The organism is Kocuria coralli (assembly GCF_008831305.1).
Lineage (GTDB): Bacteria > Actinomycetota > Actinomycetes > Actinomycetales > Micrococcaceae > Kocuria > Kocuria coralli.
Map to the genome: position 1 here is coordinate 14958 of NZ_ML708612.1, position 11882 is coordinate 26839.

Sequence of the window (11882 nt, forward strand, 5' to 3'; positions counted from 1 at the left end):
GCTACTCGGCAGGGAAGGAAAGAGTCAGGCCAGGCTGATGAGGTCCTGGTACTCCTGGGACCAGAGGTCCTCGATGCCGTCGGGGAGCATGACCACGCGCTCCGGGTCCAGGGCCTCGACCGCGCCCTCGTCGTGGGAGATCAGCACGACGGCGCCTTCGTAGTTGCGCAGCGCCGCGAGGATCTCCTCGCGGGAGGCGGGGTCCAGGTTGTTGGTGGGCTCGTCCAGCAGCAGCACGTTGGCGGACGAGGCGACCAGCGTGGCCAGGGCCAGGCGGGTCTTCTCACCGCCGGAGAGCACCCCGGCGGACTTCTCGACGTCGTCGCCCTGGAAGAGGAACGATCCCAGGATGGTCCGCGCCTGGGTCTCGGCGAGGTCCGGGGCGGCCGACTTCATGTTCTGCAGCACGGTGCGCTCGGTGTCCAGGGTGTCGTGCTCCTGGGCGAAGTAGCCGAGCTTGAGCCCGTGCCCGGCCTCGATCACGCCCGAATCCGGGTTCGTCACCCCCGCGAGCATGCGCAGCAGCGTGGTCTTGCCCGCGCCGTTGAGCCCGAGGATCACGACGCGCGAGCCGCGGTCGATGGCCAGGTCGACGTCCGTGAAGATCTCCAGGGATCCGTAGGCCTTGGACAGGCCCTGGCCCCGCAACGGGGTCTTGCCGCAGGGAGCCGGGGCCGGGAACCGGATCGCGGCGACCTTGTCGGCCACCCGCTCCCCCTCGACTCCCGCCATGAGCCGTTCGGCGCGCTTGATCATCTGCTGGGCGGCCACCGCCTTGGTGGCCTTGGCCCGCATCTTCTCGGCCTGGGCCATCAGGGCCGAGGCCTTCTTCTCCGCGTTGGCGTACTCGCGCTTGCGGCGGTGCTCGTCCTGCTCGCGCTGGAGCTTGTAGTGCTTCCAGTCCATGTTGTAGACGTCCACGACGGCGCGGTTGGCATCCAGGTAGAGGACCTTGTTCACCACCATCTGCATGAGCTCGACGTCGTGGGAGATCACCAGGACGCCCCCGGAGTAGTCCTTGAGGAACTCGCGGAGCCAGGCGATCGAGTCGGCGTCCAGGTGGTTGGTGGGCTCGTCCAGGAGCATGGTGTCGGCGTCGGCGAACAGGATCCGGGCCAGTTCCACACGACGCCGCTGGCCGCCGGAGAGCGTGCGCAGGGGCTGGTTGAGCACCCGCTCGGGCAGGTCCAGGTTGGCCGTGATCGTCGCGGCCTCGGACTCGGCGGCATATCCGCCGGCTGCCACGAACTCCGCCTCCAGCCGGGCGTAGCGCTTCATGGCCTTCTCGCGCACGGCGTCGTTGGAGGAGGCCATGTCCTCCTCGGCCACGCGCATCCTGTCGATGACCTCGGCCAGGCCGCGGGCGGCGAAGATGCGGTCCCGGGCCAGCTGCTCCATGTCATCGACCTTGGGGTCCTGCGGCAGGTACCCCACCGTGCCGGAGCGGGTCACGGTGCCGTCGGCGGGCAGGGTCTGGCCGGCGAGGACCTTGGTCATGGTGGTCTTGCCGGCGCCGTTGCGGCCGACCAGGCCGATCTTGTCGCCTCGCTGGACCCGGAAGTTGACCTCGTCCATCAGCAGGCGTGCGCCGGCGCGCAATTCCAAGTTGGACACGGTGATCAACGGGCTTCAGCCTTTCATGGGGGACGCCTGATGCGGCAAGACCGATCAAGTGTACCGGCAGCTCGTCATCCGCGCAGTGTCGCCAGACACTCCCGCGCCCAGGAGATCTCGGCCTCCGCCCGGGCGCACACCCCGCGGTAGGCCATGAGCTTGAACTCGATCATCTGCTCGGCCTCCGCCTCGGGATAGTTCTCCAACCGCCGTTGCAACGTGGGATGCGTCCGGTCGGTCAGCTCCCGGATCTGCTCGTAGGCCTGCTCGGCGGCTGCCTGGTGATGCGCGATGTGGTCCTCGAAGTGCTGGCGGGCGGTCTCGGCATCGGTCCATTCGAGGTAGGCCGTGCGCAGGCGGACGGGATCCCGTTCCAGGGCGTAGGTCAGCGGGGTGCTGACCCAGTCCGTCAGGGCCGCACGGCCCTCGGGGGTGACCTCGTACTCCGTCTTGGTCGTGCCCTTGGTCCCCCAGGGCACCGGGCGGGTCACCAGCAGGCCCTCGGTCTCCATCTTTCTCAGCTCCGGATAGATCTGGGAGTCGAAGGCGTACCAGACGTTGCCCACGGAGCCCGCGAAACGCTTCGCGGCGTCGTACCCGGTCATCGGCCCGGCTGAGATCAGAGCGAGTAGCGCACTGCGTAGGCTCATGACCGTTCCTCACGTCCGGGAATCCCGGGGACCGGCCGCGGACGGACCCTGGGTGACTTCCCGTGACACTAGCCCACGGCGACCGCCCGCCGCTGCGCTCAGGCCATGACGTGCTCAGGACCACAGGAACTGTTACATCCCGGTCATCGGCACGTCAGAGAATGACCCGCGTCCGCTACGCTCCCAGAGGTTCGCGCGTCGCGGGCCGCTCACCCCACGGATGCAAGGGATCCGCCGTGAACACTCCGATCAATCTCCGCCGGGCCATCGACGAACGGCCCATGACCGGTTTCCAGTGGTTGGTGGTCGCCCTGTGCGGTCTGCTCAACGCACTGGACGGCTACGACGTCCTGGCCATGGCCTTCACGGGATCCGCGGTCTCCCGTGAATTCGACCTGTCGGGATCCGAACTCGGCGTGCTGCTGAGCGCGGGCCTGATCGGCATGGCCGTCGGTTCCCTGAGCCTCGGACCCCTGGCCGACCGTTACGGGCGGCGTCCCCTGCTGATCGTGTCGTTGGTGATCAACGGCCTGGGGATGGCCATGTCCGCCACGGTCGGCTCCCACTGGGAACTGGGACTCTGGCGGGTGTTCACCGGCATCGGCGTGGGCGGAATCCTGGCCTGCACCGCGGTCATCGCCAGCGAATACGCCAACAACGCCCGTCGCGGCATCGCCATCAGCATCTTCACGGCCGGCTACGGCGTCGGCGCGACCCTCGGCGGCCTGGGCGCCGCCGAGCTCATCCCCGCCTACGGGTGGCGGTCGGTCTTCCTGGTGGGGGCGTTGTGCACGGTGGTGGTGCTCGCCCTGATCTCGCTGCTGCTGCCCGAGTCCGTCGACTACCTGGCCACGGGGAAGCATCCGAAGGCCGCGGCGAAAGCAGCCGTGGTGGCACGGCGTCTGGGTATCGGCGGGCCGGTCGCGCTGCCCGAGTCGGCCGCCGTCGTGGAGACCCCGGGAGGCAGGGCGCGCGACGGCGGTGTCCTCAGCCCCCGGTACCGGACGCAGAGCCTGTTCCTGTGGGCCTCGTGGTTCATCGTGATGTTCGGCTTCTACTTCGCCAATACGTGGACGCCGGCGCTGCTGGTGGAATCCGGTATGACCCAGGAGCAGGGGATCCTCGGCGGGATCATGCTCACGCTGGGAGGAACGTTCGGAGCCCTGCTTTACGGCGCCATGACCTCCAGATGGACCGAGAAGGCCGTGCTGATCGTGTTCGTGGTCCTCCAATCGATCACGCTGGTGCTGTTCATCGTCTCGACCTCGGTGCCGACCGTCGCCTTCGCGAGCGGGGTCCTGGTGGGCATGCTGGTCAACGGCTGCATCGCCGGGATGTACACGCTCTCCCCCATGTCCTACGAACCCGGCCTGCGGGCCACCGGCGTGGGCTGGGGAATCGGCGTGGGACGCGTGGGTGCGATCCTGGCGCCCCTGGCGGTCGGCCGGCTGCTGGACACCGGGTGGACCCCCGTGCAGCTCTATCTCGGTGTGGCGGTCGTGGTGCTGCTGGCGGCCGTGGCCCTGTCCCGCCTGAAGGTCGTGCGCACTCCGCGGACGGTGACGGCGGACCATGGCACGGGCAGTGACACGAACGACGGCGACGCGGCCGCCGGATCGCACGCCCGACCGGAGAGCGGCGACAAGGGCTGAGCGCTGCGTCGGCCCTGGTTTCCGCCCGACTTGAACACTGTTTAAGATACCTTCATGACCTCACCCCGGAACACCTCCGCACCCCAGTCCGAGCGCCCGGCCCGCGCGCAGCAGCGATCCGCCGGAACCGACCTGGCTCTCATCGCCGTCTTCGCCGCGTTCTGCGCCGTGCTCTCCGTGATGCCCGCCATCCCGATCGGGCCGCTCGCGGTGCCGATCACGCTGCAGACCCTGGGCATCTACCTGACGGGGCTGGTCCTGGGCGGCCGCCGGGGCGGACTGGCCGTACTGCTCTACGTGGTCGTCGGCGTGGCGGGGCTGCCGATCTTCGCGGGCTTCCGCGGAGGGCCGGCCGTCCTGGCGGGCCCGACGGCCGGATACATCGTGGGTTTCGCGATCGCAGGATTCCTGACCGGGCTGCTGGCCTACGCCGCGCTGCGCAGGGCACGGACCGGCCGGGCCAAGGTCATCGGCCTGTTCGTCGCCGCCGTGCTGGGCGGGTTCGTGATCGCCCGGGTCGCGGGCATCCCGGGCATGGTTGTCAACGGAGGCCTGTCGTGGCGTGACGCCTTCTTCGCCGACCTGCCCTTCTGGCCGCTGGATCTGATCAAGTGCGCCGCGGCCGCCCTCGTGGCGGCTGCCGTCCACAGGGCGTTCCCGCGATTGGCCTCCGGCCGGTGATCTTCAGCCGCGCGCGCAGGGATCGCTCGCCGGGCCCCGCCGGGCACGGCGACGAGCGCCCCGACCCCGCCCAGGGCATCGTCCTGGACGGGGTGGACGTCCTCCTCCCAGGGGTCGATGGCCAGCGGGAGGATACTGCGATCCTGCGCGGAGTCACCACCCGCCTGGACGGTCCGCGGACTGCGGTGGTCGGGCTCAACGGCTCCGGGAAGTCGACGCTGCTGCGGCTGCTCAACGGCCTGGTCTCCCCGAGCAACGGGACGGTGTCCGTCCACGGCATCGACGTCGCCGCCTCCCGGAAGGCCGCACGGGCCGCGGTGGGATTCGTATTCACCGACCCGCTGGCCCAGCTGCTCATGCCGACGCCCCTGGAGGACGTCGAGCTGTCCCTGCGGGACGGCTACCCGGACAGCGCGCAGCGGAGGCGGCGGGCGGTGGAGCTGCTGACGGAGGCCGGCCTGGCCGACCGGATGCACCACTCGGTCCACGACCTCTCCGGCGGCCAGCGGCAGCTGACCGCCCTGACGGCGGTCCTGGCGGTCGAGCCCTCCGTGCTGGTGCTCGACGAGCCCACCACCCTGCTGGACCTGCGCAATCGTGCTCGCCTGATCGACCGCCTGGACCGGCTGCCCCAGCAGGTCGTGATCGCCACGCACGATCTGGGCCTGGCGGCCACAGCCGACCGGATCCTGGTGGTCCATGAGGGCCGTCTGGTGGCCGACGGCGGCCCGGAACTGCTCGATCGGTACCACGAGTGGTGCGTCTCGGGCTTTCCCGGTGAAGAGGCCAGCGCCCTCGAAGGGACGCAGCAGGACGACGGCCCGGGAGTCGCCCGATGAGCGGGCGCCGGGAACTGTTCGGCACCTACCGGCCGGCCGGCACCTGGCTGCATCGCATGCCCGTGGCCGTTAAAGGTCTGAGTGTGCTGCTGCTGACCCTGTTCCTCGTGCTGCCCATGGACCGATGGCTCTCGGACCTGCTGGAAGTCGCCACGGGCCTCGGCACCGGCCCTGGATCGGACGCTCTGCTGGTGCCCCGGTGGGCGATCCCCCTGTCCTGTATCGCGGCGATCATCCTGGCCGGAGCCACGGCGGGCCTGACGATGCGCAGCTGGTGGAACACGCTGCGGCCGGCGGCACCCGTCTTCGTGCTCCTGGCCGCATACCATCTCCTCATGGGCACTCCTCAGCGGGGTGCCGCCGTGCTCCTGACCGTGATCGCTGCCATGCTGGCCACCCGGGTCCTGCTGGAGACCACGCCGCAGGCCGCGCTCATGGACGGGCTGGTCCGCCTGCTGACCCCTTTGAAGATCGTGGGGCTGCAACCCGCGAGGGTGGGGCTGGCCATCCAGATCATGCTGCGTGCCATCCCGTACCTGCTGGGGGTGCTGGAGGACATCCGGCAGGCGGCGGCCGCTCGCGGTATCCGCATGGGGCCGGTCAGGGTCGCGACCCCGGCCGTGATCGCCGCGGTGGCCCACGCCCAGCGCACCGGCGAAGCCCTTGCCGCTCGCGGCCTGGACTGACCCGGAGCCGGCTTTCGGAAGGCAAGCCCCTCCCTGAGGGCATCCGAGATGAGACGTGAGACGACACCCGGGAGGAACCCGGGGCGACAGAGAAAGACCGTGGCCTATGACCCCCCGCAGACGTGCTGCCGCAGTGCTGGCCGCCGGCACCCTCGCAGCCCTGACCGGATGCAGCGGCATCCCCTTCGACTTCCTGAACGGCTCCTTCCCCTCCGCCGCCGAGGAGGATGCCGCCCTGGTGGAGGAGGCCAAGGAAGTCCTTCCCGAGATTGACGTCAAGGGCCGGGCGCCCAAGACCGGTTACGACCGGGACGAGTTCGGCCAGCGCTGGGCCGATATCGACCGCAACGGGTGCGATCAGCGCAATGACGTGCTCACCCGCGACCTGATCGACGTCACCTACGTCGACCCCGCCTCGTGCGCGGTGGCGACCGGCACCCTGGAGGACCGCTTCACCGGAACCACCATCGACTTCACCCGCGGTGCCAAGACCTCCTCTCAGGTCCAGATCGACCATGTCGTCGCCCTCTCCGACGCCTGGCAGAAGGGGGCGCAGCAGCTCAGCCCGCGGGAGCGCGAGCAGTTCGCCAATGACCCGGAGAACCTCATCGCCGTCGACGGCCCCGCCAACGCCTCGAAGGGCGACGCGGACGCCGCCACCTGGCTGCCGCCCAATCGCGACTACTGGTGCGGCTACGTGGCCCGGCAGACCGTCGTCAAGGACGACTACGACCTCTGGATGACACCCGCCGAGCACGACCGTATCGACGAGATCCTGACTGCCTGCTGACCGGGGGGGGGGGAGCCTCCGGACAAGAGCCTCGGAGCAGCAACGCCCGGGGCCGGTCAGGGAACTCGTCGTCTCCTGACCGGCCCCGGGCGTTATCGGGCTGGGTAGCGCGTGATCAGATGTTGAAGCCCAGGGCCCTCATCTGATCGCGGCCGTCCTCCGTGATGCGCTCCATGCCCCACGGCGGCATCCACACCCAGTTGACGTGCCACTCGTCGACCAGCGTGCCGATGTTCTGCTCGACCTGCTCCTCGATCACGTCCTGCAGGGGGCAGGCCGCGGTGGTCAGGGTCATGTCCAGCTTCAGGGCGCCGTCGTCCATGTAGGACGCGCCGTAGAGCAGCCCCAGGTCGACGATGTTCACGCCGAGCTCGGGATCGATCACGTTCTTCAGCGCGTCCTCGATCTCCTCGATCTTCGGGGCGCCCGCGGGGATTTCTGCGGTCTCAGTCATGGTTCTTCCTCACCATCTCATGGGCGGCGCCGGGCGACGACGCCCGAGGCAGGTCGGCGGCAGGCCTCGGCTCAGCGAGCGGCCGCGACGTACTTGTCGTAGCCCTCTTCCTCGAGCGTGACGGCCAGCTCCGGGCCGCCCTGCTCGACGATGCGGCCGTCGTTGAAGACGTGCACGAAGTCCGGCTTGATGTAGCGCAGGATGCGGTTGTAGTGGGTGATCAGCATGACACCCAGGTCGTTCTCCTCCTTGGCGCGGTTCACGCCGTCGGAGACGACGCGCAGGGCGTCGACATCCAGGCCGGAGTCGGTCTCGTCGAGCAGCGCCATCTTGGGCCTGAGCAGCTCGAGCTGCATGATCTCCATGCGCTTCTTCTCGCCGCCGGAGAAGCCCTCGTTGACGTTGCGCTGGATCATGGTGGGATCCATCTTCAGCTGCTCGGCCACGGCCTTGACGTCCTTGGTCCAGGTGCGCAGCGACGGGGCTTCGCCGTCGATCGCGGTCTTGGCCGAACGCAGGAAGTTCGAGGTGGTCACCCCCGGGATCTCGACCGGGTACTGCATGGCCAGGAACAGCCCGGCGCGGGCGCGCTCGTCCACGGACATCTCCAGGACGTTCTCGCCGTCGAGCAGCACCTCGCCCGAGTCCACCCGGAACTTGGGGTGACCGGCGATCGTCGAGGCCAGGGTCGACTTGCCCGACCCGTTCGGACCCATGATGGCGTGCACCTCACCCGAGTTGATGGTGATGTTGACGCCCTTGAGGATCTGCTTGCTGTTTTCGTCGTCGAGCAGGACCGATGCGTTGAGGTCCTTGATCTCCAGAGTGCTCAATGTCTCTCCTGTGTTCTTAAGTCTGTGGTTCTGCGCCGTCAGCGACCGTGACCGGTCAGTGGTCGGCGTTGGACAGTTCGGCCTCGACGACGTCGCGCAGGCGCGCCTCGATGCCTTCGTCCTCGATCTGCTGCAGGATCTCGAAGAGGAAGCCGCGCACCACCAGGCGCCGGGCCTCGACCTCGGGGATCCCGCGGGACATGAGGTAGTAGAGGTGCTCGGCGTCCAGCTGACCCGTGGTCGAGGCATGCCCCGCGCCCTCGATCAGGCCGGTCTCGATCTCCAGGTTGGGGATCGAATCCATGCGGGGGCCGTCGTTGAGGATCAGGTTGCGGTTGAGCTCGTAGGTGTCAGTGCCCTCGGCCTCGGGACGGATCAGGACATCGCCGACCCACACGCCGTGGGCGGCCCGACCCTGCAGCGCGGACTTGTAGGACACGCGGGACACGCAGTTGGGCTGCGAATGATCCACGAACAGGCGCGACTCGAGGTGCTGGCCGTCGTCCACGAAGGTGAGGCCGTACATCTCGACCGAGCCGCCGGGGCCGGTGTACCGGACCGCCGGGGTGACGCGGACGATGTCGCCGCCCAGGTTCACGGACACGTGCTTGAAGTGCGCGTCGCGACCGAGCTTGCCGTGCTGGGCGGAGGCGTGCGCGGTGCCCTCGTCCTGCCATTCCTGCAGCGAGACGACGGTCAGCTGGGCCGAATCCCCCACGATGAACTCGATGTTCTGGCTCACCACGGCCGTGCCGCTGTGGCGCAGCACCACACGGGCCTTGGAGAACGGCTTCGCCTCGACGATCACGTGCTGGGCCGCGGCCTCGGTATGGGTGCCCTCGATCTCGACGGAGATAGTCTCGTCGACCTCGGCCTCCTGCGGGATGGTCACCACGGTGGCCTCCCGGAAATGCGCCCAGGCGTTGGCGGACAGGCGGTCCTCGGGGATGCCGGCGGCACCCACGCGGGGATCCTCGCGACCCACGGTCTCCACGGTGACGAGATCCGGCCCGGACACGGTGACGGCCGGTGCCGCCCCGGTCAGCTCACCCGCGTGCAGCCCCTTGAGGCGCTTGAGCGGCGTGAACCGGAAGTCCTCTTCCCGGCCGGTCAGCTCGGGGAAGTCCGCCAGATCGTAGGAGGCGGTGCGCTCGGCACGGGAATTGCCGGCGGGCTTCTTGGCCACGGAGACCTCGACCTCGCCGTCCTGGGCCTGGGCGCTGTGCTCGGTGGCGAGCTTCTCGCCCTCCTGGGTCATGCCCGGGATGGCCACGCGCGCCTCATCGGTGCGCACGCCCTCGACCAGGTTCTCTTCGGCGGTGGTGGTACCGGGCTGCTCCGTCACGGGGCTCTCAGCGGTATCAGTCGTGGCGGTGTTGGACGTATCAGCCAACGGATCCCTCCATCTGCAGTTCGATCAGGCGGTTAAGCTCCAGCGCGTACTCCATGGGCAGCTCACGGGCGATCGGCTCGACGAAGCCGCGCACGATCATGGCCATGGCCTCGTCCTCGGCGATGCCGCGCTGCATGAGGTAGAACAGCTGCTCCTCGGACACGCGGGAGACGGTGGCCTCGTGGCCCATGGAGACGTCGTCCTCGCGGATGTCCACGTAGGGGTAGGTGTCCGACCGGGAGACCGTGTCCACCAGCAGGGCGTCGCAGACCACGTTCGACTTGGCGTTGTGCGCTCCCTCCCGGACCTGGACCAGGCCGCGGTAGGCCGCCCGTCCTCCGTTGCGGGCCACCGACTTGGAGACGATGGACGACGACGTGTTGGGGGCGATGTGCACCATCTTGGAGCCGGTGTCCTGGTGCTGTCCCTCACCCGCGAAGGCGATCGAGAGGGTCTCGCCCTTGGCGTGCTCGCCGGTCATGTAGACGGCGGGGTACTTCTGGGTGACCTTGGAACCGATGTTGCCGTCGATCCACTCCATGGTCGCGCCCTCGTGGGCGATCGCGCGCTTGGTCACCAGGTTGTAGACGTTGTTCGACCAGTTCTGGATGGTCGTGTAGCGCACGCGGGCGTTCTTCTTGACCACGATCTCCACGACGGCGGAGTGCAGCGAGTCCGTCTTGTAGATCGGGGCGGTGCAGCCCTCGATGTAGTGCACGTAGGAGTCCTCGTCGGCGATGATCAGCGTGCGCTCGAACTGGCCCATGTTCTCCGTGTTGATCCGGAAATAGGCCTGCAGCGGGATCTCGACGTGGACGCCCTTGGGCACGTAGACGAAGGAGCCGCCGGACCACACCGCGGTGTTCAGGGCGCCGAACTTGTTGTCGCCCACCGGGATCACGGTGCCGAAGTACTCCTCGAAGAACTCCGGGTGCTCGCGCAGCGCGGTGTCGGTGTCCAGGAAGATGACCCCCTGCTCCTCCAGGTCCTCGCGGATCTGGTGGTAGACCACCTCGGACTCGTACTGGGCGGCGACGCCGGCCACCAGCCGGGAGCGCTCGGCCTCCGGGATGCCCAGCTTCTCGTAGGTGTCGCGGATGTCCTCGGGGAGGTCCTCCCAGGACTGCGCCTGCTTCTCCGAGGCGCGCACGAAGTACTTGATGTTGTCGAAGTCGATGTCCGACAGGTCCGCGCCCCAGGTCGGCATGGGCTTGCGGTCGAAGAACTTGAGCGCCTTGAGGCGCATGTTCAGCATCCACTCGGGCTCGTTCTTTTTCGCGGAGATGTCGCGGACGACCTCCTCGCTCAGACCGCGGCGCGCCGAGGCGCCGGCCACGTCCGGGTCGGCCCAGCCGTACTCGTAGTGCCCGATGCCCTCGAGCTCGGGGTTCTTCTCCAGAATGTCGCTGATGACCGTGTCATTAGCGTTCGTCACGTCAGTCATGACGGCCTCCTCTTGTCGAGCAGTTCGCACGGGGTGCCGTGCTCAGGCTTGGATCCAGATGGTTCTTCAGGGCGGGCGGGCCCTCACGTGCCCACGGCACGGCTACGACCCGTTCCCGCGGCCGGCCGGGAGAGCGGCACGTGCGTGTTGCACACGTGGGCGCCCGCGGCCAGTGTCGAGAGACGCCGGATATCGACGTCGAGCAATGAGCTGATCATCCGGGTCTCCGCCACGCAGAACTCCGGATGCTTGATCGCGATCTCCTGCAGGGGGCAGTGCCCCTGGCAGAGCTGGGCGGACAGCACGCGGTGCCGGGCGGGCCCGACCTTCACGATCGTGGCCGAGGCGGCGTAACCGTCAGCCGAGAGCAGCCGCACCAGCACGTCCAGGCGCTCCGCGACGTCGTCGCCGGCGGCCTCGACCGTGGGCCGGTAACGCCGCTCCATGTGCTCGTACTGACCGTCGACGAACGCTCGCAGCGCTTCCTCGCCACCGAGATCGCGCAGGGCGTCGAGGGCGTCCGCGGCGATGCCGAGGTAGTCGTTGCCCAGTCGCTCGTGCCCCTTGGGCGCCACGACGTAGCGGCGGGCGGGGCGGCCCGCTCCGGCGGCGTGACGCCGGACCATGGTGACCTCGATGAAGTGGTCGCGCTCGAGGGCGTCGAGGTGGCGCCGGACGGCTGCCGGCGTCAGGTCCAGGATCTTCCCCAGGTCGCGGGCCGAGACGGGGCCGTGCTCGAGCACGGCGTTGAGGACGCGTGACCGGGTGCTGGACTCGGCGGCCTCCTCGAGACTCAGGGGGCCGCGAGCTGGATCGCTGTGCTGAACGGTCATGCTGGCCCTCCTC

General features: G+C 68.8%; 12 protein-coding genes. 5 read left to right on the forward strand and 7 right to left on the reverse strand.

Annotated features, from left to right (window positions below; translation table 11 throughout):
• Window positions 1-24 precede the first annotated feature (24 nt).
• Both FCK90_RS03365 and FCK90_RS03370 read right to left on the reverse strand, forming a co-directional pair.
• Window positions 25-1623 carry an ABC-F family ATP-binding cassette domain-containing protein gene (locus FCK90_RS03365; RefSeq protein WP_158032891.1) on the reverse strand — a complete coding sequence of 533 codons (1599 nt, stop codon included), beginning with the start codon at window positions 1621-1623 and terminating at the stop codon, window positions 25-27.
• A gap of 65 nt (window positions 1624-1688) precedes the next feature.
• On the reverse strand, window positions 1689-2264 hold the full coding sequence (locus FCK90_RS03370; protein WP_158032892.1) for a PadR family transcriptional regulator: 576 nt from the start codon (window positions 2262-2264) through the stop codon (window positions 1689-1691).
• Between the two features lie 236 nt (window positions 2265-2500).
• Between FCK90_RS03370 and FCK90_RS03375 the strand changes: the two genes are divergently transcribed.
• The 5 genes from FCK90_RS03375 (at window position 2501) to FCK90_RS03395 (ending at window position 6912) form a co-directional block, all read left to right on the forward strand.
• On the forward strand, window positions 2501-3916 hold the full coding sequence (locus FCK90_RS03375) for an MFS transporter (protein ID WP_246179948.1): 1416 nt from the start codon (window positions 2501-2503) through the stop codon (window positions 3914-3916).
• Window positions 3917-3970: 54 nt separating this feature from the next.
• Window positions 3971-4597, forward strand: a complete 627-nt coding sequence (locus FCK90_RS03380; RefSeq protein WP_158032893.1) for a biotin transporter BioY — start codon at window positions 3971-3973, stop codon at window positions 4595-4597.
• Window positions 4594-5436, forward strand: a complete 843-nt coding sequence (locus tag FCK90_RS03385) for an energy-coupling factor ABC transporter ATP-binding protein (protein ID WP_246179949.1) — start codon at window positions 4594-4596, stop codon at window positions 5434-5436. Before FCK90_RS03380 ends, FCK90_RS03385 begins: the two co-directional genes overlap by 4 nt.
• Window positions 5433-6122 (forward strand): CbiQ family ECF transporter T component, encoded by a 690-nt coding sequence (locus FCK90_RS03390; RefSeq protein ID WP_158032894.1) that lies wholly within the window; start codon window positions 5433-5435, stop codon window positions 6120-6122. The genes FCK90_RS03385 and FCK90_RS03390 overlap by 4 nt, the downstream gene beginning before the upstream one ends.
• A 106-nt stretch (window positions 6123-6228) precedes the next feature.
• Window positions 6229-6912 carry an HNH endonuclease family protein gene (locus FCK90_RS03395; protein WP_158032895.1) on the forward strand — a complete coding sequence of 228 codons (684 nt, stop codon included), beginning with the start codon at window positions 6229-6231 and terminating at the stop codon, window positions 6910-6912.
• A gap of 115 nt (window positions 6913-7027) precedes the next feature.
• Here FCK90_RS03395 and FCK90_RS03400 read toward each other — a convergent pair whose 3' ends face one another.
• The 5 genes from FCK90_RS03400 to FCK90_RS03420 all read right to left on the reverse strand — a co-directional run bounded on the left by FCK90_RS03400 (window position 7028) and on the right by FCK90_RS03420 (window position 11869).
• Window positions 7028-7366 (reverse strand): metal-sulfur cluster assembly factor, encoded by a 339-nt coding sequence (locus FCK90_RS03400; protein WP_158032896.1) that lies wholly within the window; start codon window positions 7364-7366, stop codon window positions 7028-7030.
• A 71-nt stretch (window positions 7367-7437) separates the two neighbouring features.
• The gene (gene sufC, locus FCK90_RS03405) at window positions 7438-8199 is read right to left on the reverse strand and encodes a Fe-S cluster assembly ATPase SufC (RefSeq protein WP_158032897.1); all 762 of its coding nucleotides are present in this window, start codon (window positions 8197-8199) and stop codon (window positions 7438-7440) included.
• Window positions 8200-8254: 55 nt separating this feature from the next.
• A complete protein-coding gene (sufD, locus tag FCK90_RS03410) occupies window positions 8255-9457 on the reverse strand; it encodes a Fe-S cluster assembly protein SufD (protein WP_158033059.1) in 1203 nt (400 codons plus the stop codon).
• Window positions 9458-9584: 127 nt separating this feature from the next.
• Window positions 9585-11036, reverse strand: coding sequence for a Fe-S cluster assembly protein SufB (gene sufB, locus FCK90_RS03415; protein ID WP_158032898.1), 1452 nt, complete (start codon window positions 11034-11036; stop codon window positions 9585-9587).
• 83 nt (window positions 11037-11119) lie between these two features.
• A complete protein-coding gene (locus tag FCK90_RS03420; RefSeq protein ID WP_158032899.1) occupies window positions 11120-11869 on the reverse strand; it encodes a helix-turn-helix transcriptional regulator in 750 nt (249 codons plus the stop codon).
• Window positions 11870-11882: the final 13 nt, after the last annotated feature.